The organism is Pseudoalteromonas sp. NS-SX12 (assembly GCF_057367955.1).
This window is the reverse complement of the sequence record NZ_CM170634.1, coordinates 245937-270930: the sequence shown is the minus strand read 5'-3', so window position 1 is coordinate 270930 and position 24994 is coordinate 245937. Positions and strand designations below refer to the sequence as shown.

Annotated in this window: 19 protein-coding genes; 13 read left to right on the top strand and 6 right to left on the bottom strand. The window is 41.8% G+C overall.

Annotated elements, in window-relative coordinates:
• Positions 1–118 precede the first annotated feature (118 nt).
• The 3 genes from AC2IOM_RS01300 to AC2IOM_RS01290 are packed head-to-tail and all read left to right on the top strand — an operon-like array spanning position 119 to position 5198.
• Positions 119–319 carry a DUF3283 family protein gene (locus AC2IOM_RS01300; protein WP_010560900.1) on the top strand — a complete coding sequence of 67 codons (201 nt, stop codon included), beginning with the start codon at positions 119–121 and terminating at the stop codon, positions 317–319.
• A complete protein-coding gene (locus AC2IOM_RS01295) occupies positions 316–738 on the top strand; it encodes a GNAT family N-acetyltransferase (RefSeq protein WP_138630023.1) in 423 nt (140 codons plus the stop codon). Before AC2IOM_RS01300 ends, AC2IOM_RS01295 begins: the two co-directional genes overlap by 4 nt.
• Entirely contained in the window at positions 738–5198 is a 4461-nt protein-coding gene (locus AC2IOM_RS01290) for an EAL domain-containing protein (protein WP_486358880.1), read from the top strand. Before AC2IOM_RS01295 ends, AC2IOM_RS01290 begins: the two co-directional genes overlap by 1 nt.
• A gap of 3 nt (positions 5199–5201) precedes the next feature.
• Here the strand turns inward: AC2IOM_RS01290 and AC2IOM_RS01285 are convergent, their stop codons facing one another.
• Both AC2IOM_RS01285 and AC2IOM_RS01280 read right to left on the bottom strand, forming a co-directional pair.
• Entirely contained in the window at positions 5202–6149 is a 948-nt protein-coding gene (locus tag AC2IOM_RS01285; protein WP_100912805.1) for an ion transporter, read from the bottom strand.
• 9 nt (positions 6150–6158) lie between these two features.
• Entirely contained in the window at positions 6159–8828 is a 2670-nt protein-coding gene (locus AC2IOM_RS01280) for a bifunctional acetate--CoA ligase family protein/GNAT family N-acetyltransferase (protein ID WP_336434563.1), read from the bottom strand.
• A 134-nt stretch (positions 8829–8962) separates the two neighbouring features.
• On the opposite strand from AC2IOM_RS01280, the gene AC2IOM_RS01275 reads away from it, so the two are divergent.
• From AC2IOM_RS01275 to AC2IOM_RS01265, 3 genes are read left to right on the top strand one after another with little or no spacing between them, the layout of a single operon-like run.
• Positions 8963–9346, top strand: coding sequence for a cupin domain-containing protein (locus AC2IOM_RS01275; RefSeq protein WP_010560895.1), 384 nt, complete (start codon positions 8963–8965; stop codon positions 9344–9346).
• A complete protein-coding gene (locus AC2IOM_RS01270; RefSeq protein WP_486358879.1) occupies positions 9339–10046 on the top strand; it encodes an SIMPL domain-containing protein in 708 nt (235 codons plus the stop codon). Before AC2IOM_RS01275 ends, AC2IOM_RS01270 begins: the two co-directional genes overlap by 8 nt.
• A gap of 32 nt (positions 10047–10078) precedes the next feature.
• Positions 10079–10912, top strand: a complete 834-nt coding sequence (locus AC2IOM_RS01265) for a DUF1835 domain-containing protein (RefSeq protein WP_486358878.1) — start codon at positions 10079–10081, stop codon at positions 10910–10912.
• 57 nt (positions 10913–10969) lie between these two features.
• Here the strand turns inward: AC2IOM_RS01265 and mutS are convergent, their stop codons facing one another.
• Complete coding sequence (gene mutS, locus AC2IOM_RS01260; RefSeq protein ID WP_486358877.1) at positions 10970–13570, bottom strand: DNA mismatch repair protein MutS; 2601 nt, start codon at positions 13568–13570, stop codon at positions 10970–10972.
• 35 nt (positions 13571–13605) lie between these two features.
• Here mutS and AC2IOM_RS01255 point away from each other — a divergent pair, with 35 nt between their 5' ends.
• The 3 genes from AC2IOM_RS01255 (at position 13606) to AC2IOM_RS01245 (ending at position 16752) form a co-directional block, all read left to right on the top strand.
• Entirely contained in the window at positions 13606–14094 is a 489-nt protein-coding gene (locus AC2IOM_RS01255; RefSeq protein WP_010560891.1) for a CinA family protein, read from the top strand.
• Positions 14095–14163: 69 nt separating this feature from the next.
• Positions 14164–15213, top strand: a complete 1050-nt coding sequence (gene recA, locus AC2IOM_RS01250) for a recombinase RecA (RefSeq protein ID WP_010560890.1) — start codon at positions 14164–14166, stop codon at positions 15211–15213.
• Positions 15214–15381: 168 nt separating this feature from the next.
• Entirely contained in the window at positions 15382–16752 is a 1371-nt protein-coding gene (locus AC2IOM_RS01245) for a DUF3943 domain-containing protein (RefSeq protein ID WP_486358876.1), read from the top strand.
• Positions 16753–16940: 188 nt separating this feature from the next.
• Here AC2IOM_RS01245 and AC2IOM_RS01240 read toward each other — a convergent pair whose 3' ends face one another.
• The gene (locus tag AC2IOM_RS01240) at positions 16941–18098 is read right to left on the bottom strand and encodes a DcaP family trimeric outer membrane transporter (protein ID WP_010560888.1); all 1158 of its coding nucleotides are present in this window, start codon (positions 18096–18098) and stop codon (positions 16941–16943) included.
• Between the two features lie 408 nt (positions 18099–18506).
• Between AC2IOM_RS01240 and acs the strand changes: the two genes are divergently transcribed.
• Both acs and AC2IOM_RS01230 read left to right on the top strand, forming a co-directional pair.
• On the top strand, positions 18507–20447 hold the full coding sequence (acs, locus tag AC2IOM_RS01235) for an acetate--CoA ligase (RefSeq protein WP_105170859.1): 1941 nt from the start codon (positions 18507–18509) through the stop codon (positions 20445–20447).
• A gap of 79 nt (positions 20448–20526) precedes the next feature.
• The gene (locus AC2IOM_RS01230; protein WP_100912813.1) at positions 20527–21177 is read left to right on the top strand and encodes a response regulator transcription factor; all 651 of its coding nucleotides are present in this window, start codon (positions 20527–20529) and stop codon (positions 21175–21177) included.
• Between the two features lie 73 nt (positions 21178–21250).
• Here the strand turns inward: AC2IOM_RS01230 and AC2IOM_RS01225 are convergent, their stop codons facing one another.
• Both AC2IOM_RS01225 and trhP read right to left on the bottom strand, forming a co-directional pair.
• A complete protein-coding gene (locus AC2IOM_RS01225; protein ID WP_054979682.1) occupies positions 21251–21499 on the bottom strand; it encodes a YfhL family 4Fe-4S dicluster ferredoxin in 249 nt (82 codons plus the stop codon).
• 4 nt (positions 21500–21503) lie between these two features.
• Positions 21504–22871: a prephenate-dependent tRNA uridine(34) hydroxylase TrhP gene (trhP, locus tag AC2IOM_RS01220; RefSeq protein WP_486358875.1), complete on the bottom strand. Its 1368-nt coding sequence runs from the start codon at positions 22869–22871 to the stop codon at positions 21504–21506.
• A 281-nt stretch (positions 22872–23152) separates the two neighbouring features.
• Between trhP and ndk the strand changes: the two genes are divergently transcribed.
• Both ndk and rlmN read left to right on the top strand, forming a co-directional pair.
• On the top strand, positions 23153–23584 hold the full coding sequence (gene ndk, locus AC2IOM_RS01215; RefSeq protein ID WP_010560883.1) for a nucleoside-diphosphate kinase: 432 nt from the start codon (positions 23153–23155) through the stop codon (positions 23582–23584).
• A gap of 229 nt (positions 23585–23813) precedes the next feature.
• Positions 23814–24947 (top strand): dual-specificity RNA methyltransferase RlmN, encoded by a 1134-nt coding sequence (gene rlmN, locus AC2IOM_RS01210; RefSeq protein ID WP_010560882.1) that lies wholly within the window; start codon positions 23814–23816, stop codon positions 24945–24947.
• The last annotated feature ends 47 nt before the right edge of the window (positions 24948–24994 follow it).

Sequence of the window (24994 nt, the reverse complement as noted above, 5' to 3'; positions counted from 1 at the left end):
TATCGAGTTTTTTATCATTTTATGACGTAACGCAGCGTTCATTTTAGTGTTGATTGGTCAAACTTATATGGTACATTGCTACAATAACATAATATTTTATTAGCTGTATTAAAAGAACATGTCTTTCAATTTGTGTAACTTACCTCGTCAAGAAAAGTATTTAATTCAACTCGATTACGAGGCGTCGTTTTGGGCGTTTAAAGTAAAGCGTGGCAAAGCAACGCGCGATCAAATTTATTCATCTATTTTACAGCGTCCACAATCAGAGCAAGGTGAGCTAAAACAACGTTTTGAACGCTATTTAGCGACAATGATGTGAGTTCATTTACGTGCCAGCAATTGGACCCAGTTATGTATCCTTTGGTTAATAAGTTCTATCAAAACTTTAAGGTAAGAGGGCGTGCTAAAAGCCATGATAGGGTGTGGGTTATCAAAGCTGAAAATCAAATTGTGGCAGCTGCAAAGTTAAGCTTAAAAGACGGACAGTTTCTATTATCTGGCGTATTTACAGCACCATGCTTTCGCGGTCAAAAACTGGCATCAAGACTAATTAAAACAATCGCTTTGGATTATCGAAAACCATTTTTCACGTTTGCGTACAATCATTTAGTTAGCTGGTATCAAAGCTGCGGATTTACCGAACATACCGCGCCAGCTGAGTTGGCTCCGTTTTTTAGCGCTTATCAAAATCAAGGGCGTCAAATCGTCTGTATGATAGCCAATAAGGATTGTGCATAATGATTTGGCGATACTGCGTACTGGCGATTTTGTTGTGTGCTGTATCAATAAATGCGCTGGCAAACAGTAAGGCAAACGTACGTCGTTTCTCGCCAAATGAAGGGTTAGCGCAGTCTTATGTAACGGGGTTACTAGTTGATAAGAATGGTTACTTATGGGTTGGAACCGAAGCAGGCGTAAACCGTTACGATGGTTATCAACTATCGACTATGACAGGTGCTGAAGGGCAACTGCGCGATAAATCGATTGATTTCCTTTACGAAGACAAACAAAACGATATTTGGATTTCCACTACCTACTCTGGCTTGTATCGATATAAAACCGATACTTATCAACTAGAGCGCGTGCTTGATTTTAAAAATGACCGAACTCACTCTCCAGTCGTGATGCTAGAAACCCATCAACCTAATTTTTACTGGTTGGGGCGTGTTCATGACTTAGCGCTGTTAAACAGTGAAACCGGTGAAGTGAAAAGTGTGTTTAAAATCCCAGGAGACTTTAAATACGCGTATGTTAGAGCGCTTAAATATTACAAACATTTTTTAATCATAGGCACATCGGAAGGTGCTTTTGTGATGGATACGCGCACTGAAAAAATCGTTAAACTAGCGTTTTTAAATGAGCCAGCAGCGCATCACGATCAATATAATACAAAGTCATTCCATATCTCGGGGTCTCAGCTTTGGCTTGGCACCGTGCAAGGTTTACACACAGTTGAACTTGATCATATCGAGCGCTTGGTAGCTGGTGAAATAGATAAACTGAGTAGCGAACTGCGTATTTCAGATTTAAACATATGGAAAATCATGCCGTTTAAATCGGGATTAAAGCTTGCTACCAATGAAGGTGTTTATAATTACTTTGCCGATGATGATCAGCTAATAAAAAGCACAGAACTCGATAATTCCGATTTTAAGTTAAGCGACAATAGCATTGTTGATATGCTGCTTTCAGATGACGGTTCAATGTGGCTTGCCAGTAAAACCGACGGTGCGTATTTTGTCTCGAATAATAATTACTCATTTCAAAACTATAACCGCGATACCTTGTATGGTGGTTTATCCCATAACAATATTTGGAGTATTGTTGAGCATAATAAAGACATTTGGTTAGCAACCAGTGACGGTATTACGCGTTTCAATCCTTATTCTTACCAAAGCCAAACTTATTTAGAAGGTTACTTAGCTGACCGCTTAAACCATGAATTCCACGTATATAAAATGTTTAGCTTTAACGGCAAGTTATGGCTGGTAAGTACGCGAGGATTATTTACCTTTGACTTGGAAACGTTAACAATTTCAGCGGTTGAAATGCCTTTTGAAAAGTACAAGGACATGTTTAGCAAGCAGATTGTGATAGGGCATTTTAACGACGCAGGTGATATGTATTTTAAGAGCTTTCGCTATGGCTACTTTAAATACAATGTAGTCACAGAGGAGCTAACGCAAATTCACCCCGACGTAAAAGTGATTGGTGATACGTTTGCAGGGTATTTTTTACCGCCGCTAGATGACAGCAAGTTACCGCTGTTTTATCACAATAAAACGTTGTATCAACTGATGCCGGACAACACCGTAGAGTATCGTTATACCGCGCCAGTCCCCGATGAGGTGGAGTATTTGTCGCTTGCGTCTTATGTAATCGATAACAACGGCATTCTTTGGCTGTCTTATTATGGCTACGGGTTAGTTGGTTTAGATAGCACCACATTTGAAGAAAAATACAAAATCGAAGACAGGGTTGATACCCGCGGCTCGTTGTTTTATAGCCTAACCAAAGATCAGCGAGGCATGATCTGGATGGCGAGCCACAGTGGTATTTGGCGCTTTGACCCAAATACCCAACACTTTAGGCAGTTCACAGTGGATGATGGTATTGCCGTTAATGAGTTTAACTCAGCCGCTAAAATTACTTACTCTGATGGCCGCATTGTATTTGGTTCAATTAAAGGGGTGACCAGCTTTTTCCCTGAGCGCAATGACGCGAATGAACACATATCAGAGCGAGTGAATATCACCTCAATTACCCTAATGTCGCGTAAACTTGAAGCTGAGTCGATTATTCAGCAAAACTTACTTGAGCTTGATTACGATGATATCGGATTAGAAATTGGCTTTTCTGCGATGTTATTTAAGTATCAGGAACGCGTTGAATATGAATACCGCTTAGATGATTCTGCATTAGTTAGAACAAGTAATAACAAAGTTGCGTTTGCACGAATTTCACCGGGAAAACACACTTTTTACGTACGCGCCAGAGACCCGTTAAACGGCAGTTATACCGATTTTAAGAGTTTTACGATTCAAGTAAATTACCCACCTTGGCGCTCGCCCGCGGCATTTGCCATTTACTTTATATTATTGGCAAGTATTGTGTCGGTGTGGATGTTGCGTCGTCATCGCTATCAAACGCGCTTGTTAGCTGCACATAAACAAAGCAGCGAAAATGCCACGCGTTTAAAAATGGCGCTACAAAGCAGCCAATCTGGGGTGTGGGAATGGCAAAGTGGCCTTGGTCATTGTTATCAGCCACGTTTAGTTGATGAATTGGGGTTTGATAAAAGCGAAGTATCACTGGATGAGTACTTAGCAAAAATCCATCCCGATGATAGAGCCCGTTATCGCATTGAATGGTTAGAGTTTGTCAGCACCGATAAAGGCGAATTTGAACTTGCTTACCGTGTACGCCATAGCCAAGGCCACTGGCGTTGGTATAAAGATGTAGGTCGCGTTATTGAGTGGAATGAAGATGTGCCGCAGCGCGTGTCGGGCACCTACACCAACTTTACGCGCGAGCGTGACTTTGAAAACAGTGCCCGTTTATTTAGCGCCGCATTTGAGCATACTCGCGATTGGGTATTTGTGATGGACCGCGAGTTTAATATTCTTGCGGTAAATAAAGCATTGCGCGAAAGCCATCATTTTGACCTTAAACAAGACTCAGCGCGCAAGCTATCACTTGGCCTAAGTGCTAAAAGGCGCACTTATTATTTGAGGGCGATTGGTAAGCTAAACGTAGGTGAACATTATCAATCGGAAGAAACCATCACCAGCCCTGATGGCACAAAATATAATTGCTTGATAAAAGCCACAGCGATTGCGGCTGAAAACGGTGAGGTTGATAACTATATTGTGGTGATCACCGATATCAGTAGTCAAAAAGAAGCTGAGCAAGCGCTGTATTTACTGGCAAATTACGACAAACTAACCAAATTACCTAATCGCAGTTTGTTTATTGATCGAGTGGCTCATGCCATTAGTCTTAATAAAAATAGCGATCAGTTATTGGCAGTGTTATTTATCGATCTTGACCAGTTTAAGAAAGTGAATGACTCATTTGGTCATCATGATGGTGATAAATTGTTGGTGGAAATAGCCGAACGCATTAAACAGGTCATTGACGGCAAGGCGACCGCGGCGCGATTAAATAGCGATGAATTTACTGTATTACTCGAGAATATTAATAGTAAAGAAGACGTTATAGCCTTGTGTCAGCGTTTAATTGCGGCGCTTAAAGAGCCATTTGCACTGGCGGGTGAAACCGTGAGAATTACTGCCAGCATTGGTGTTGCCATATTTCCAGATGATGAAACAACCGCAATTAACTTGATTAAAGCTGCCGATATTGCGATGTATCACGCTAAAAAACGCGGTGGCGAGTGCTTTTTGTTTTTCCAACAAGAAATGAATAAAAAAGTACAGCGATTGCTTCGTTTAGAATCAAGGCTTAAGCAAGCGCATAGCGAAAATGAATTGTCGAATCAATATCAGCCGATTATTGATGTTAATACAGGCAAGGTGGTTGGCTTTGAAACCTTAATGCGCTGGCAGCACAATGGTGAGGCAATTAGTCCATCGCGTTTTATCGCCATTGCCGAAAATACCGGTCTCATTACTGAAATGACAATGGCATCGTTAACACGCGTAGTACAAGACATGCAACGCTGGTGCGAGATCGATAACGACTTTTATGTATCGATTAACCTATCGGCGAAAGATTTCCATCACCTTGATCTGGCAGAGCAAATTATCGCATTGTGCAACACGTATGAAGTGCCGTGTCATATGGTGGCACTTGAGATTACCGAATCTGTACTTATGGCTGATTTTGATAGTGCAAAAGCGGCTATGGATAAGCTAAAAAGTGCAGGTTGTCGTATTTATCTTGATGATTTTGGCACTGGCTACTCATCGCTGGCTTACTTAAAACGTTTTCCGGTGGATGTGATTAAAATTGATGGTGGCTTTGTTCGAAATGTTGGCCATGAAGCAGACGACGAAGCGATTATTCGCTCAACTTTAGCGCTTGCAAAAAGCTTAGGTAAAGTGTGTATTGCTGAAGGAGTTGAAAGCAAGGAGCAGTTGCTGTTCTTGCAGGCAGAAGGGTGTGAGTATGTGCAAGGTTATTACTTTTACTCACCGCTTGATGCGTCACAAGTTAAGTCATTGCTTAAGCGTTAAATGCTAAGGGATTTTATGGCCACAGTTAGCGCAATAATTAATGTGTTTTATTTCATTCATTTTACGCTTAATGGCGCGCTCAGCTTCTTTTTTACTTAAGCCTAGTTCAATACGCATTTCTTCAATTTGTATTTGGTCTTTTTCGCAAATATCACCATCGCGTGAGCATAACGCAACGTACTGCGCGAATTGCACCCTACGGCGTCTTAATTGATCTGAAAAGCTCGATGCCAGCAAACCTGTTGGGATTGCCACCATACCCATACTCAGCACGGTTATTACCCCACCAAAAAAGCGGCCAAGCGGGGTAATTGGCACAACATCACCATAACCAACCGTGGTGAGTGTTGCCATTGCCCACCACATGGCATCGGGAATAGAGCCAAACTTATCCGGCTGTTCGTCATGTTCAATTAAGTAAATACCGCACGATGCGGTGATAAGCGCCACACTCATAATGAAAAATGCGGCAAGCAATGGGCCTTTTTCTTCTCGAATACTTTGCAACAATAATTGCATTGCACGGGAATAGCGAGTCAGCTTAAAAACACGTAATAGTCTAAATACACGTAAGAAACGCAAATCAAAGCTGACGAACAGCATTAAATATGTTGGCAAAATCGCCATTAAATCAATAATCGCTAAAGGAGAGCGCAAATAACGAATGCGTTTTCGCCAGTTAGGAATAGGTAAATCGCGATAATGTTCTTTATCAACACAGACCCATAAGCGCAGCAGGTATTCGATAGTAAAAATCGCGACAGAGAAGATTTCAATTGCTAAAAAAAGATGCGTGTAGCTGGCAGCGACCTCTTCAACCGACTCGAGTACAATCGCAACGACATTACCTATAATCAGCAGTATCAACAGCGCATCGATAAACCTACCAAGTTTTAGTCCTTCACCAGAACTTTCTAATACTTGTGCAATACTCAGTCGTAATTGATTCACATCGACCTCTTAGTTAAGTGGCATTGTCATAATAACCGTACCTTCTTCGAAATCACGCGTGACTTTAAAGCCTAGTTTTTCTGACAGGCCAATCATGCCACCGTTTTCAGGTAAGGTAAGGCCTTCAATTTTTTGCACATTTTGGCGTTTACAATGATCGATCACCGATTGCATTAGAATACGACCAAGCCCAAGCCCTTTTAGGTCGGAGCGCACAACTACGGCAAACTCGGCAACAAGGTTATCTGGGTCCATTAACACACGCGACACACCAAGTGTTTGCCATTTATCGTCGCGTCGTTGCGTAACGATAAACGCCATTTCGCGGTCGTAATCAATTTGCGTCATTTTGGCTAATTGCTCATGACTAAATTGTGGCATTTCACCAAAGAAGCGTTTGTATCTATCTTCTTTGGTTAGCTGATTATCAAACTCTCGATGCGCTTCTTCATCTTCTGGACGAATTGGTCTTAATATCGCAGCTGATCCATCTTTAAGGCTAATATTTTGCTCAAGCTCTTTTGGATAAGGTTTAATTGCTAAGCGTTTTGCGCGACTTGATGCTTGGTATTTTTCAAGCTCAATAGCTGCATCAAGTACTAAGAATTTACCTTGTAAAGCCAGTACTGGGTTAAGCTCAAGTGATTTGATATCGGGATTTTCAACCACCATTTGTGATACGCGAGTAAGCATAGCGCACAGAGTGTACTTGTCGATTTTGGTTGGTAAATGTTTTTCTTTGATAAACCCTTTATCGCTTGCTGCGGCAATTAAGTACTTGGCTAGATTCATATTAAGCGGTGGCAGAGCAACAGCTGCAAGGTCAAAGTTAAGAGCAGTACCAGCTTCGCCGAGTAAAATAACCGGGCCAAAATTAGCATCTGTTTTAACTGCTATGCGCAGCTCTTGACCGCCAGCACGGGTTGCCATTTTTTGTAGCGCAAAACCATCAATTTTGGCATCTGGGTAAGTTTCATTAATTCGCAGTAGCATATTAAATGCTGTTTGCTCTACTTCAACGCCATCGTTTAAATTTAATACGACACCACCAACATCAGACTTAGATGGAATGTTAGGGCTTACTAATTTAAGCGCAACCGGAAAGCCAATGCTCTCGGCTAGTTCGCGCGCCTCGCTAGGTGTAAATGCATGCTCAGTTGCAATGCAGTTAATTTGATAACACTCAAGCAGTGCTGCTGCATCATGCGTAGGCAAGTAGTGACGCTTCTCTTGCAGGTAGCCGCTTATTAGTTTGCCAGCTTGTTCAGTGTGAATATTGTCTGAATCTAATAGGGATTCTGGTGTTTGCGTTAAGTGCTTTTGGTTACGGCGATACTGAATTAAGTGCATGTAAGCCGCTACTGCACCTTCGGGTGTGCGGTAAGTGGGAATGCCCGCTGATTGGCAAACTTTACGCGCTTCATAGGCTGCCGTTTCACCCATAAAGTTGGTCATTACATACGGGCGCTGCATTTTCGGTACTTTGTTTACCGTTTCTGCAATAATCTTAGCAAACTCCTCGCTAGGAGCTAATGCCGATGGGCTATGTAAAATGAGTAAATTATCAACCTCAGGTGCTTGCACTAAAATTTCGACCGCCTTTTGATAGCGCCACGGATCGGAATCGCCGTAAATATCAACAGGGTTGGCGAACGAGGTGTGCTGAGGCAATACCTGATTTAATTTAGTAATGGTTTCTTTCGAAAGTTCAGCAAGTTTGCCCGAGCTTTGGATCAAGGTGTCTACAGACATTACACCTGGTCCGCCGCCATTGGTTAAAATGGTCAGGGCTTCTTGTTTTAATAGTTTAGGGTGCAGTGCTAAGGTTTGTGTTGCGGCAAACAGTTCGCGTAAGTCATTTACGCGCAGCATACCGGCACGCTGAAACATCGCATCATACACCGCATCGGAACCTTGGTTGCCACCGGTGTGCGCCATAGCAGCATCTGCGCCCGCGGCGGTTTTCCCCGTTTTTATTGCAATGACGGGTTTACTGAACGCAGCGGCTCGTGCAGCGGAAATAAATTGACGGGTATGTTCAATATTGTCGATATACAGCAAGATCGCTTGGGTATTGGCATCACGCCCTAAAAAATCGACCAATTCATCAAAATCAATATCGCCACAATCGCCCACCGAGACAAAATATGAAAAGCCAATGTCTTTTGTTTGTGCCCAGTCGAGAATTGTTGAGCAAACAGCGGCAGATTGCGACACGAAAGCTATTTTTCCGGGCTTAGCGACCATATGGGAGAAACTTGCGTTAAGTCCGATACGCGGGATTAATAATCCAAGGCTATTTGGCCCGAGTATATTTACATTAGCTTTGCGTGCGGTTTCGATAAGTGCGTGCTTTAAATCTTTATCAATACCTGATGCGATAATGACGGCATTTTTGCAGCCTTTGTTACCTAGTTGTTCAACAATTTGGCAGCAACGGTCTTTACTGGTGCAAATAACGGCTAAATCGGGCACTTGTGGCAGGGCGTCTATTGTAGGGTAAGCAAGCACGCCATGAACAGCCTTGTATTTTGGCGTTACTGGCATAATTGGGCCATTAAAACCGCCTTGCAACAAGTTGCGCATCACCACGTAACCCGCGCGATTGGTACGGTTTGACGCACCAATAACTGCCACTGATTTAGGGTTGAAAAATTGACTTATCCTTTTTACCGTCATAGCGTTTCACCACAGTTGAGTTGTTGCTATCTTATAAAATTCGTTTACAAGTATAAAGCAATAATGTTGTTAGATACTTGATATAAAACAGGGTCTTGTTATGCTCAACAGGGCATAAATATGGACTAATAAATATGACTCTACTGCTGCTGAGCGCTGCGATTAGCGCAGCACCTATCAATCTTGAGCAAATGGTTGCACCAAGTGATTTAGACAACGTAAAAGTTGTGCCGCTAACTAGCAACCAAGATGCAAGCCAATTTCTGATCTATGTTAAAAAGTCAGTACCACTGCATATTCATAAAGAGCACAGTGAAATGGTTTACATTGTCGACGGTGAAGGGCAAATGCAGCTTGGTGATAAAACCTTCACAATTAAAAAAGGCGATTTTGTAAAGATTGATGAAAATACACCACATGGTGTTAAGGTAACGTCATCGCAGCCGCTGAAAGTACTGTCAACGCAAACGCCGGAATACTTTGGCAAGGATAAACATAGGGTAGATAACCATGAATAAACAATCGCTAACCAGTACGATTATCTTTGCACTGGCAATTATTGTTGCCAGCTTGTTGTTAAAACAAGGCATTGTAGAGTTTAAAACCCTCGACCGCAGTGTAGCGGTAAAAGGACTGGCAGAAAAAGAAGTGATGGCAAACACCGTTATTTGGCCGATTAATTACTCACTTGCGGGTAACGACTTAACAAAATTGATTGATGAATTAGAGGCTAAAAACCAAGCAGTACGTGCATTTTTAGCATTACATGGTTTTAGCGAGGAAGAAATTTCAGTATCGCCGCCTAATGTTGCAGACAAACTAGCGCAGCCTTACGCGCAATTAGAAAAAGGCCAAATGCGTTATTTTGTGATGTCGAGCATTACGGTTTATAGCCACGAGCCAGAAAAAGTGCGCCACGCATTAACTAAAGTGACGCAACTTGCAAAACAAGGCATTGCCATCTCAAGCGATCGCTACGACGCTAAAGTACAGTACATTTTTACTGGTTTAAATGACATCAAGCCGGAGATGATCCAACAAGCAACAGAAAAAGCACGCGAAGTTGCTGAAAAATTTGCCACCGATTCAAAATCCACCTTAGGTAAAATTAAATCTGCGCGCCAAGGGCAGTTTAGTATTTCAGACCGCGACTCTAACTCACCACATATTAAACGTGTGCGCGTGGTTTCGAGTGTTGAATATTATTTAGTGGATTAGAACAAACAACTATCAGTCGATGAGGTTAGTTTATGTATCATATTACTAATGGCGACAGTGCAAACCTATTTTTAAAGCGCATTGGCATTCAGGGGCAATTTATTGCGTGGCAAGATGTGCTGCATCATGGTCCTATTAGCGCTGAAGTATCGCTGCCTGCGATGAGTGGTTATCGCGCCGCATTTTTAGCAGACTACTTTTGTTTACCGCTCAAAGACGTACGGGCCAAGTTTGAGGCGCGTAACGATAAATTAAATGCCATAGAAGACAGCGATGAAGTCACCTTGTGGTTAACGCCAGAGCTGTTTGATAGTTTGATTGGCTTACAGTTTATTGCGTGGTATCGGGCGAAATTTAACACCACGCGTAATCTGTTCGTGGTTTTATTATCTGATCATTTACCTCCGCGAGAATTAGAGGCAAGCCAAATTGCACAGTATTATAAAACCCGCTTTAGTCCAAGTGAGCCATTTTTTGAATTAGCAACGACGGTGTGGCAAGCACTGACAACCGATTTAGCAACGTTAGAAGGATGTTTAGCGCTCGATTTCAAACACTGGCCTAATCTTAAAACTTCGGTTCAACGCTTCTTGCAAGAGCAACCTGATGATATCGGTTTAAACCGCACACAATGGCAGATTTTGGATTGTTTAAACGGACAAACTTTGTCGTTAGCGCAGTTATTTGGTGCGAATCAAGATTTGGAAGAAGTCCCGTTTATGGGAGATTTAAGTTTTTGGTGTCAGATTGAAGAAATGCGAGAGTATTTGAATATATCGACGCAAGACAGTTTATTGCACCAAGAAATAGAGTTTTATCACGGGGTTAAAGTGAGCTTGTCAGAAAAAGGACAAGCTCTGCTCTAAATTAAAGGTAGTAACCCGAGTTCAGGTTAGAAAAAAACTAGCTAGCGCAGACGCGAGCTAGTTACTTTTTGCCAGTTGTTTCAGTTTAAATACTAAATCAAGTGCTTGACGCGGGGTTAAATCGTTCGGGTCAATAGTGTCTAAGGTTTCAACCACAGGGTTAGGCGCATCAAATAAACTTGCCTGTTGTGATATTTGCATATCTGCCGCGTTGTTAAGCGGCATTTCACTGACACTTTGATGCTGCTCCAACAATGAAAGCTTTTGTTTTGCACGGTTGATTACTGCTTTTGGCACACCTGCAAGGCCCGCTACTTGTAAGCCAAAGCTTTTACTTGCTGCGCCATCTAATACAGTGTGTTTAAACGCAATGGTATCTTGGTATTCAATTGCATCTAGGTGTACATTGGCTAAAATTTCCAGCTGGTCAACAAGCTCAGTTAGTTCAAAGTAGTGAGTTGCAAACAGTGTTTTAGCAGCGATATTCTTCGCTAAATATTCGGCTGTTGCCCACGCCAGTGATAGGCCATCATAAGTACTGGTACCGCGGCCAATTTCATCCATTAATACCAGTGAGTTTTCGGTAGCATTGTTAAGAATGTTAGCGGTTTCAGTCATTTCTACCATAAAGGTTGAGCGACCTGATGCAAGGTCATCGCTCGCGCCAATACGTGTAAAAATACGGTCGGTAATGCCTATGCTCGCAGATTGCGCTGGAATATAACAACCAATATGTGCCATTAAGACGATTAACGCAGTTTGACGCATATAGGTTGATTTACCCCCCATATTTGGCCCGGTAATAATTAACATTTTGCGCTTATCATCAAGGTAAGTTGGGTTGGCAATAAATGGTTGTTGCATAACAAACTCAACCACAGGATGACGGCCACCTTTAATGTCTATGCAGTTATCTTCACTAAGGTTGGGCCTAACATAATCGAGAGACTCAGCACGTTCAGCAAGATTATTAATGACATCCAGTTCACTGAGCGCCGCAGCCATTTTTTGCAGTACGTCAATTTGCGGCGAAATAATATCGAATAATTCTTCATACAGACGCTTTTCAAGTGCCAATGCATTTGATTGGCTGTTAAGAACCTTGTCTTCGTGCTCTTTCAGTTCAGGAATAATATAGCGTTCGTTATTTTTCAGTGTTTGACGGCGTACGTAATCTGCCGGTACAAGGTTAGCGTTGGCCTTACTGACTTCAATGTAATAGCCATGCACTTTATTGTAGCTAATTTTTAAGGTTGCAATGCCTGTGCGCTCGCGTTCGCGAATTTCCATTTGCTCAAGAATATCGGTTGCACCTTTGCTAAGGTTGCGCCACTGGTCGAGTTCGGCGTTATAGCCTGGGGCAATAACACCACCATCGCGAATTAGTACCGGAGGGTTGTCGATAATAGCGTGTTCAAGTAGCTCTTGAAGTTCAGTTAAAATCGGTGTGGCATGCTTGATTTGTTTTAAGCGCGTGCTATTCGCATCATTTAATAAATCGTGAATAGGGTGCAGTGTTTGCAGCGCTAAACGTAAACGCGATAAATCACGTGGTCTTGCTGAACGCAATGCCAAGCGCGCAATAATACGCTCTAAGTCACCGACTTGTTTGAGTGTATCGTGTAGTTCAAAATTAATTGCTAAGTCGTGGATTTCACCGAGTGCATCAAGGCGGTTGTTAAGTTCTTGCTGGTCGCGAATAGGGCTATGCAGGCGACGCTTTAACAAGCGAGAGCCCATAGGCGTTGCTGTTTTATCAAGTACTTGCGCCAAGGTATTGTCAAACCCGCCCGATAAATTGACGGTCAGTTCTAAATTTTTACGGGTTGCGGCATCCAGAATGACATTTTGTTCATTTTGCTCAAGACCAATCGCATTAAGGTGCGGCAGTGCAGTGCGCTGAGTGTCTTTTACATATTGCATTAAACAGCCAGCAGCTTGTAATGCAATATGTGCGTTTTCAACGCCAAAACCAACAAGATCTTTGGTACCAAACTGCTTGTTAAGTGCTGTTTTGGCGCTGTCTAAATCGAACTCCCAAATAGGGCGACGACGCAGGCCATTACACTGTTCAATCAGCGCTAAATTTTCAAAGGTTTCAGGATAGAGTAGTTCAGCGGGTGAAATGCGTTGCAAGCTTGAATTCAGGGCTTCGTCGGTATCGACTTGTAAAATGCGAAAACGACCTGAGTTGATATCCAAATAAGCAATGCCGTATGCACCTTTGTCGTTATGCGATACTGCGCATAACAAGTTGTCTTGACGCTCTTTTAATAAGGCTTCATCAGAAATGGTACCCGGCGTAATAATGCGTACTACTTTGCGCTCTACTGGTCCTTTGCTGGTGGCAGGATCGCCAACTTGCTCACATATGGCAACAGATTCGCCCATTTGCACTAGGCGCGCTAGGTAGTTTTCAACTGCATGATAAGGCACCCCCGCCATTGGAATAGGGTCGCCTCCGGCTTTGCCGCGATGAGTTTGCGAAATATCGAGTAATTCTGCGGCACGTTTGGCATCATCAAAAAACAGTTCGTAAAAGTCACCCATGCGATAGAAGACTAATATATCCCGATGTTCAGCCTTAATTTTTAAGTATTGCTGCATCATAGGCGTTTGTTGGCTGATAGTATGGTCTGAATATAAATCTAACGGCATAATTGACTAATAGTTGTTATGTAAAAGGTGTAAAAATGATATTACCCGCTCATATTTCTGAGCTAGCGGCAAAGTTAGGTGCTAGTTTAACGAATAAAAAGCTTTGGATCACTACTGCTGAATCGTGTACTGGTGGTGGTATTAGTTATGCGTTAACCGATACTGCGGGAAGTTCAGCTTATATTGATCGTTGTTTTGTCACTTACAGTAATGATGCTAAGCACGAGTTACTTGGGGTTAAGCAAGAAATACTTGAACAATTTGGTGCAGTAAGTAAAGAAACTATCGAGCAGATGGCAGATGGGGCAATAAATGCAACTAACGCCGACGTTGCTATTGCTGTTTCTGGCATCGCAGGCCCAGGAGGTGGCACAAAAGATAAACCAGTTGGTACTGTATGGATTGCGGTAAAAGTACTGGATAAACTATCAGTTGAACACTGTTTGTTCGCAGGTAATCGTAGCGAGGTTAGATTGCAAGTGATTGAATATTCATTGAAAAAAGCAATTGAGCTAATTAATTAATAAAAAAACACTTGATACTGGTAATCTATACAGTATACTTTGCTGCATAACACAGATTCGGAGAGTCAAATGGACGATAATAAACAAAAAGCCCTAACAGCTGCGCTATCACAAATTGAACGCCAATTTGGTAAAGGCTCAATTATGAAATTAGGCGATAGCCAAGCGCTAGATGTTGAAGCTATTTCAACAGGTTCACTGGGTATTGATATTGCACTTGGTATAGGTGGTTTACCAACAGGTCGTATCGTTGAGATTTATGGTCCAGAATCTTCAGGTAAAACAACATTAACACTACAGGTAATTGCGGCAGCGCAAAAAGAAGGCAAAACATGTGCTTTCGTTGATGCTGAACACGCATTAGACCCAGTTTATGCTGAAAAGCTAGGTGTAAATGTTGACGAGTTATTAGTTTCTCAGCCAGATACTGGTGAGCAAGCGTTAGAAATCTGCGATATGCTAGTACGTTCAGGTGCTGTTGATGTAGTGATTGTTGACTCTGTAGCTGCACTAACACCGAAGGCGGAAATTGAAGGTGATATGGGTGATACTCACGTTGGTCTTCAAGCTCGTCTAATGTCGCAAGCATTACGTAAATTAACTGCGAACATCAAACGCTCAAATACACTGTGTATTTTCATTAACCAAATCCGTATGAAAATTGGTGTTATGTTTGGTAATCCAGAAACTACAACAGGCGGTAACGCACTTAAATTCTATTCATCAGTACGTATTGATATTCGTCGTACGGGTTCGGTGAAAGAAGGCGATGAAATAGTTGGTAATGAAACACGCGTTAAGATTGTTAAGAACAAAGTTGCACCGCCGTTTAAACAAGCTGAATTCATTATCATGTATGGCCAAGGTATCTCGAAAGAGGGCGAGCTAATTGACTTAGGTGTTAAGCATAATTTAGTTGATAAAGCGGGTGCATGGTTTAGCTACAAAGGCAGCAAAATTGGTCAAGGTAAAGCAAACTCTATTAAGTTCTTAAAAGAGAATGTTGAAATTGCCAATGAAATTGAGCAGAAACTACGTGAAATGTTATTGCTACAAGCGACAATTAAACCTGAAGAAGGTGAAACGCAAAGTTTAGCTGCGGATGACGCTGAACTATAAAATAAGCTAAACGACGAAAAAGGCCACTAATGTGGCCTTTTTGCATTGATGTTTACAATTTTTTGCTAACATTAAGTGTCTTAAATTACAAAAGCAGCTAAAATAGCCGCCTTTTTGCAGCTTACCCAAGAACGGACGCACACACAGTCTATGAAAATGCTCAATCGTATGATTAAGTTAGCACTGCTTTCATCAGTGATGACTCAACCTCTTTTTGCTAACCAGGAAGAGCAAAAACAGTTAAATACCCAGCTTAAAGATGACATTACGTCGGTTGAAGTTAAAACCTATAATTTACCGAGTAATAGCGATTGGAATCTAAAAGATATTCCCGATGACTTTTATCAGTCACCTTATCAAATAAACTTATTTTCAGATAATCACGGCCAAGATCGCGAACGTTTATGGTCGCAAACCCAATCGGTAATGGCATATGGTTTTGGTGTTGCTGGTTTGATTTTAATGTTGCCAGAAGATATCTCGAAATGGGATAAGGAAAACGGCGTATTTTCTAAGTGGACTGACAATGTAAAAGAAGGTCCGACATGGGACCGCGACGTTTGGTGGCTCAACTGGATTGGGCACCCGTATTTTGGTGGTGTTTATTACCAAGTTGCACGTAAGTCAGGCTATCGCCAGTGGGATTCGTTTTTATACGCATTCACTATGAGCACATTTTATTGGGAATACGGTATTGAAGGGTTTGCTGAAATACCGTCAATGCAAGATTTAGTGATTACACCGGTATTAGGTTGGGCTTACGGCGAATGGGCATACCAAACAGAAATGGAAATTCGTAGCACCGGCGGAGAAGTGTTGGGCTCAAAAACCTTAGGTGATGTGTCGCTATTTTTACTTGATCCAATTGATGCTGCGGGTAAGGGGATTAACAACCTGTTTGATATGGAAGTGGTTAAAGCGGGTACCGGTGGCATTAACTTTGCAAAGACGCAACTACCAACAGGTGAGTATGAAGACCAAGTGCAACTTAATGTGCACTATCAACTTGGTTCAGGTAAAGCACAGCAAGCACCTACTTATCAAAAAAACTATATTAGTAATAAAGATCCAGTTGATATCGGCGTAATAGGTCTTGGTCTAAATTACGGCAGTTTAAATCCTGGTGAGCATTGGGGTTTAGAGCAAGATGTTGCCAATGGCTGGAATTTAGGTCTGTATTTTTCACCGCGATTCTCTATGAAGCTTGATTATTTAAAAGGTCAACTACCGCGAGAAATTGGTTCAGGTGACCAAACATTTGAACAATTTAATGTGGGTGCAAACTATTACTTTAACAGCGATGGTAGCTTTCGCCCGTTTGTTAGCGCAGGTGCTGGTGAAATGTTGTATGCAAAGAATAATGAAGATGATGGTGACAGTACATTTGCGTTAAATGCAGGCCTAGGTATGCATTACCAAATTAGCAACAATTTTGCTCTTCAGTTAGACGCTAAACGTTTCTTCAATAGTAAATACAGTAACAACGACACAGCATATAACTTTTCGCTAATTTACTTTTTTGGTGAAGGTCAAAGGTAGCATCAACTTTACTTATTAGGTGGTTTTTTTGCTAAGCAAACACTTGCTTAACTGTATTGAAAAATACTGTGTCGTTTCCCCAAGCAGAAAATGACTGTTAATTAGCAAAAAAATAAGCGACCAATTGGTCGCTTATTACTGACAACAACTTAGGAAGCAATCTAAGTTATAAAGTTCGCAAGTAGCCTTTAGAAAGCATACTTTGCTGAAAGTTGTAAGCGGTTGATATCGCCATCAACACCACTTTCGGTTTCGCGCTCGCCTACTTTGTATTCAACACCAAAAGTAAGTTTTTTCTCAGGAGAATAAAGCAAGTTTGCACTGTAACTCATTGATGTTTTTGTTGGGTCTCCAGTGATATTTAACAAGTTTTGGTTATTATCAGCACTAAAATATGACGCGAGGAAAGTTGAACGTAACTTTTCATTCCAGTGGTGTTGATAACCAACAAAGCCCGAAACTGAGTCAATTGCATCTAAATCATTACCATCAAGCACTGCGCCATGTGCGACGTTTAAACCAACGTAACGCCCTAAACCACTACCTGCTGTGACCATGTATTTTAAATTATTCTTACCAAAGTTAACGCGACCTGATGCGCTCACACCAAATGATGATGTTGATGCGTCTGCACCACCTGCTTTATAAGTAAGTTGTCTTGCAAGACCCGCAACAGTGAAGTGACCCCAATCGCCTTTAAAGGTATAACGAGCTGTGATATCTGGTAGGCTAGAGTCGTCGGTTTCGTTGCGCACACCACCTGCTGTGGTAATCGTGCTTTCAGGGTTTTCTGCCGATACAGAAAAACCACCTGAAGTGTACTTAATCATTGCTTGACGCACGAACACAGTACCTTCAGCAGGGCCGACGAAATCAAGTGTTTCTGGTAATGCGCTAACATTTTGGAAGTTTGACCACGCTTGACCAAACAAGAAGCCATTGTACGTTACAAATGCTTGACGAATACGCGGCGCATAAGAATTTGATACACGCTCATTACCACCTGGCGATGCAATAAAATCGAGCTCAATTTTGGTATTAATTGATTCGCCGTTGTCTAATTTAGTTGATGTTGCCAAGTTAAAACGTGATTGACGTGCATGCATATCAAATACAGGATCTGTATCTGCGTCACCACCCACCGGAGTGGTACTTGGTACATAAAAATCACGACCAATGCTCGTGCCACCTACCGTACCAGCAGACCAATCACTCCACATTGCATCAAGCTTTACATAACCACCATATTTTACATCTGTAGACTCTAATACACCCGCTTGGGCTGAAGTACCGAACAATACTGCTAAAACGCTGAGCGCTGTTGTTGTTAGTTTATTGTTTTTCATAACTGTATCCCGATTAAGTTAACATCTTCACTGTTGGCTATGTTCAGATTTTGCTCAATTACCCATTGGTCTATACGACTAAGGTATAGCTAAACGGGCTTAAGCAGTGTGTTTATTCCATTAAAACCTATGGAACTAGTTGTATTTGTGAATAATTCGTTAAAAAATATAGTCGTAGATAGCGGTAAATCGCAAAATAAAAATTTAATATTATGAATAATAAAAGTAATTGAGATAGCAGTAATAATTTAAGTTGTTAAAAAGATGATCTTGATTAAGTACTCTCTATATTTAAATTAAGATGCTACTAAGGTCTAATTCTTTATACCACCTAGCTGAGTAATGCTTGAGGGTATTGGTCTAGGTTGCATTTAGGCGACTAGCAACAAAGTTAAGAAAGGGGCACTCATGTCACAAGAAATTTACCCAGTACCAGCGTCTGTTAAAGAAGCAGCGTTAATTGACGAAGCAAAATATAACGAACTATATCAATGGTCGATTGACGACCCAGAAGCATTTTGGGGTGAGCAAGGTAAGCGACTAGACTGGATTAAGCCGTATACCAAAGTTAAAAACACCTCATTTGATAAAGGCCATGTTGATATCCGTTGGTATGAAGATGGTCAACTGAATGTGTCTTATAACTGTATTGACCGTCACTTAAAAGATAAAGCCGATAAAGTTGCGCTTATCTGGGAAGGTGACAACCCTGAGCATTCAGAAAACATTACTTATCAGCAACTTCATGATGAAGTGTGTAAGCTAGCAAATGGTTTACGTAAGCTAGGCGTGCAAAAGGGCGACCGCGTTGCGATTTATATGCCTATGACGCCACAAGCAATTTATGCAATGCAAGCGTGTGCTCGTATTGGTGCAGTGCATTCAGTTGTGTTTGGTGGTTTTTCTCCTTCAGCAATTGCAGACCGTATTCAAGATTCTGGTGCGAAAGTAGTTATCACATCTGACCAAGGTCGTCGCGGTGGTAATGCCGTTCCATTAAAAGCAAACGTTGATGAAGCATTAACGCAAGCTGGCGTTACAAGTGTTGAACACGTTGTTGTGCACCAGCTTACAGGTGGCGATGTTGCATGGAATGATGTAGACGTTTGGTGGCATGATTTAGTTGCTGATCAAGCAACAAACTGCGAACCAGAAGTAATGGATGCCGAAGATCCGTTATTTATTCTTTATACCTCAGGTTCAACAGGTCAGCCTAAAGGCGTTGTGCATAGCACGGCAGGTTACTTAGTTTATACTTCGCTTACCCATCAATATGTTTTCGATTTACAAGAAGATGACGTTTTCTGGTGTAGCGCAGATGTGGGCTGGATCACCGGTCACAGTTACATTGCCTATGGGCCACTGGCGAATGGTTGTACTCAGGTTGTATTTGAAGGTGTACCAACCTATCCATCATCAGGTCGTATGGGTGAAGTGGTTGATAAGCATAACGTTACCATTCTATATACTGCACCAACGGCTATTCGCGCGTTAATGGCGAAAGGCGATGAGCCAACAGCTTCTTCTACACGTGAATCACTGCGCATTTTAGGTTCAGTAGGTGAGCCAATTAACCCAGAAGCATGGGCTTGGTATTATGAAAATATCGGTAACAGCAGCTGTCCAATCGTTGATACATGGTGGCAAACTGAAACTGGCGGGATGATGATTACACCACTACCAGGCGCAACAGATTTAAAACCAGGCTCAGCATCACGTCCATTCTTTGGTATTTTGCCTGCACTGTTTGATGCCGAGGGTGAAACGTTACAAGGTGCAACAGAAGGTAATCTAGTTATTCTTGATAGCTGGCCGTCACAAGCACGTACTGTTTACGGTGACCATGAGCGCTTTGAACAAACTTATTTCTCAGCGTACCCAGGCGTTTACTTTACCGGTGATGGTTGTCGTCGTGATGAAGATGATTATTACTGGATCACAGGCCGCGTAGATGATGTACTGAATGTTTCAGGTCACCGTTTAGGTACAGCTGAGATTGAAAGCGCGTTAGTAGCGCACGAAGCGGTTGCTGAAGCGGCGGTTGTTGGTTTCCCACACGATATTAAAGGCCAAGGTATTTACGTTTACATTACGCCGAATGATGGCGTAGCGGTAAGCGACGAATTAACCAAAGAAGTACGCAATTGGGTTCGTAAAGAGCTTAGTCCAATAGCAACACCAGATATGATCCAATGGTCACCTGGTTTACCAAAAACACGCTCAGGTAAGATTATGCGCCGTATTTTACGTAAGATCGCTGCAAATGAATACCAACAGCTAGGTGATACATCAACACTTGCCGATCCAAGTGTTGTAGAGGAGCTAATTGAAAACCGCCTAAACCGCTAAAAGGTTTGTGAATCAATTAAACTCACAGTAACATTAAGGCTGTTATCAGGGATAACAGCCTTTTTATTAGGAGTCATATATGAGCAAGTTTTTGATAGCGGATGATCACCCTTTGTTTCGCGAAGCACTTAAAGGGGCTTTAAATGGCAGTTTCGATGATTTAGAGATATTTGAATCTGAGAGCTTTGATACAACGCTGCAAGTACTAGAACAACAACAAGAGCTCGATTTATTATTACTAGACCTACACATGCCCGGTAGCGGCGATTTATATGGTCTAATTCGTATTCGTGAAGATTACCCCGATTTACCTATTGCCGTTGTTTCTGGCACCGAAGACATTCAAATCGTTTCAAAAGTAATGAGTTATGGTGCCCTTGGTTTTATTCCAAAATCGTCATCTTCAGCACAAATTGCCGCTGCAATCGAAGAAATTCTAGATGGTGAAACCTGGTTGCCAGAATCAATGGCTGATAAAGTTGAAGAAGTGATTGAGCAAGACGCAGAGCTTGCGCAGCAAATTGCATCACTCACACCGCAACAATACAAAGTGCTAAGCTATTTACACGAAGGTTTGTTAAACAAGCAAATTGCGTACGAACTGAATATTTCAGAAGCTACCGTGAAAGCACATATCACAGCAATATTTAGAAAACTAGGTGTTTACAACCGCACGCAAGCGGTATTAATTGCCAGTAAGCTGCAGTTAGAGCCAGTTGAATCTAATTAGCACATTAAAAATAATAAAAAACCGAGCAAATATGCTCGGTTTTTTCTTTCTAAAATATCTGTAATTGCCGTTATTAGTTTGATGTTAGGCGAATAAACTTCTCGGCTAACTCATCTAGAGACTCAACATGCTGTGGGTCTTTTTTAATACAGTCAATCGGACAAACGCTGACACAAGTCGGTTGGTCGTAATGTCCAACACACTCGGTGCATTTTTCAGGATCAATTTGATAAATTTTATCACCCATGTAAATTGCCTGATTAGGACATTCAGGGTCGCACATATCACAATTGATACACTTCGAATTTATCATCAATGCCATGATACTAGGCCTTTTTAAAAGGGTTACGCGTATCTTGGTCTGAATCTAAATTTCTTAATAGAATCGCTTTATCAAGTTCAATATCTTCCGGTAATGGAATTTTTACAATATGGCCTGAACCTTTAGCATCATCAATGCGTTCACCTTTCTTATTTTCCATATGATCTAAGGTAAACTGAATATTGCCTTGTGGCGTCATAAGTTCCATTGAATGGCCGGTACAGAACTTGTTCTTAACATCAATTCCAACCAAACCGTTGTTGTGACGACCTAAAACTTCACCAACAAATTGCTGCTTGTCTGACACTGAGTGCCCATATTCATAGTTTTGGTATTCTTGGTGCACATGGCGCTTTAAAAAGCCCTCGGTGTAACCACGGTGCGCAAGGTTTTCTAAGGTGCGCATCAAGTTAGGATCAAATGGTTTACCGGCAACAGCGTCGTCAATGGCTTTACGGTAAACTTGTGCGGTACGCGCAACGTAATAAAACGACTTAGTACGACCTTCAATTTTTAAGCTGTGAACCCCCATTTTGGTTAGCTGATCTACGTATTGCACTGCACGTAAATCTTTCGAGTTCATAATGTAAGTGCCATGTTCATCTTCAAACGCAGGCATGTATTCGCCAGGGCGGCCTTGCTCTTCCAACATAAACACTTCACTGGTTGGGGCACCTTCACCTAACGTTGGGATCACTGAGCTCGGATCAATTTTATGCACAACATCACCGGTTTCAGTTTCTTTACCCGGCTTTACATCGTATTCCCAGCGACATGCATTGGTGCAGGTACCTTGGTTTGGGTCACGCTTATTAATATAACCAGACAGCAAACAACGACCTGAGTACGCCATGCATAGTGCACCGTGAACAAATACTTCTAACTCGGTTTCAGGGCATAACTCACGAATTTGGCCAATTTCTTCAAGTGATAACTCACGCGATAAAATAACGCGCTCAACCCCTTGTTGGGCCCAAAATTTTACCGTTGCAAAGTTTACAGCATTAGCTTGAACAGAAAGGTGAATTGGCATATCTGGCCATTTTTCGCGTACCAGCATAATTAACCCAGGATCTGACATGATTAATGCATCGGGGCCCATTTCAATAACTGGTTCAATATCACGCAAATAGGTATTAACTTTGGCATTATGCGGCGCAATATTTGATACCACATAAAGCTTTTTACCTAAATCGTGCGCTTCATTGATCCCGAGCGCTAAGTTATCAAGGTCAAATTCATTATTACGCACGCGTAAACTATAGCGAGGTTGACCGGCATATACCGCATCAGAGCCATAGGCAAAGGCATAACGCATGTTCTTTAAGCTACCTGCAGGCGACAGTAATTCAGGTACAAAAGGTGTGTTCATTGACGTGTCCTCATACATCGAACTGGGTGCTGGCCAGTTGCATGATTAAAAAAGCGGGCAATTCTAACGCACAGACAAATAGAGAATTTTGATATAGATCAAATTAGCCAAGGTGTTTTGTTTCGCTGTATTGAATTAGCGTTGAGGTGATTATGTTTGTATATTTTTCTTACTTTGTTGGAAAAGTAATCAGATTATTTTCGGTTTTAATAGGATTTTCACACAAATATGCGTATAATTCGCGGCCGTTAAAATCATTAATTATTTATGGAGCATAAAAGATGGCTTTAGAGCGTACTTTTTCTATCGTAAAACCTGATGCAGTTGCTAAAAACCACATCGGTGCTATCTACAACCGTTTCGAAACTGCTGGTCTTAAAATCGTTGCAGCTAAAATGGTTCACCTTTCAAAAGAAAAAGCTGAAGGTTTCTACGCTGAGCACAGCGAGCGTCCTTTCTTCGGTGCTTTAGTTGAGTTCATGACATCTGGTCCAGTAATGGTTACTGTTCTTGAAGGTGAGAACGCAGTACTTAAAAACCGTGAAATCATGGGTGCTACTAACCCTGCTGAAGCACTAGCTGGTACTTTACGTGCTGACTACGCAGACAGCATCGACGAGAACGCAGTACATGGTTCAGACGCTGTAGAATCAGCTGCTCGCGAAATCGCATACTTCTTCTCTGACGAAGAAATCTGTCCACGTACTCGTTAATTTTAACGACGTAGACAAACATGCATTAGCTTAGGTTAATGCAGTAGAAAAGGGCTCTTTAGCCCTTTTCTTGTCATTTTGAACTAAAACAGTCTGTTTTAGTCACAGTGTCAACTTTGCTTTAAATTTACGGTACTTGGCTTAATACGCCGGTTGCGCAAATGTAAAAGTAAAGCAAAGTTGATATATCAGCTAATATAAAGTTGTATTACGTACTAGGGTCTGAGTTATGAGTGCTGCGGAAAAGAAAATTAATTTATTAGATTTAACCCGTGAAGGAATGCGAGAGTTATTTGTTTCATGGGGTGAAAAGCCGTTCCGTGGCGATCAGGTAATGAAATGGATGTACCATTTCGGCATTGATAACTTTGATGAAATGTCGAATATCAACAAAAAGCTAAAAGCCAAACTACACGCAGAATGCGAAATTAAAGCGCCTGAAATTTCAGTTAAGCAAGTGGCTTCAGATGGCACAATTAAGTACGCATTAGTGCTTGAAGGTGGTCAAGAAGTTGAAACAGTGTGGATCCCTGAAAAAGACCGTGCAACATTATGTGTTTCATCACAGGTTGGTTGTGCACTTGAGTGTACTTTCTGTTCAACAGCGCAACAGGGCTTTAACCGTAACCTAAAAGTATCTGAAATCATTGGCCAAGTTTGGCGTGTCGCAAAAGATATCGGTTTACACGGTGATTCAACTAAGCGACCAGTTACCAACGTGGTAATGATGGGCATGGGTGAGCCATTACTTAATCTCAATAATGTTGTTCCAGCGATGGAACTGATGATGGATGATTGGGCATTTGGTTTATCAAAACGTCGCGTTACTTTAAGTACCTCAGGCGTTGTTCCTGCACTGGATATCTTAAAAGAAAAAATCGACGTTGCATTAGCTATTTCACTTCACGCGCCGAATAACGAATTGCGTGACGTGCTTGTACCAATCAACAAGAAGTACCCAATTGAAGAGTTCTTAGCTGCGTGTCGTCGCTACATTGACGGCTCTAAAGCAAACAAAGACATCACTATTGAGTACGTTATGCTGCAAGGTGTGAATGACAGCACTGATCATGCACACGAGCTAGTTAAAGTGTTAAAAGGCACGCCATCAAAAATTAACTTGATTCCATTCAACCCGTTCCCGGGCAATGAATACGGCCGTTCAAGTAACAGTCGTATTGACCGTTTCTCTAAAGTGTTACAAGCCGCTGGTTTAACTTGTATTGTACGTCGTACACGTGGTGATGATATCGATGCAGCATGTGGTCAGTTAGTGGGTGATGTTGTGGATCGTACTAAGCGTGTAATGAAGAAAAAGCAACTCGACGATAACAAAATTAGTGTCAATACGGTAAACCCGTAAAGGATCTAGAAAAAATAAGATGATCCCGAGGCTAATTCGGGTAGAAT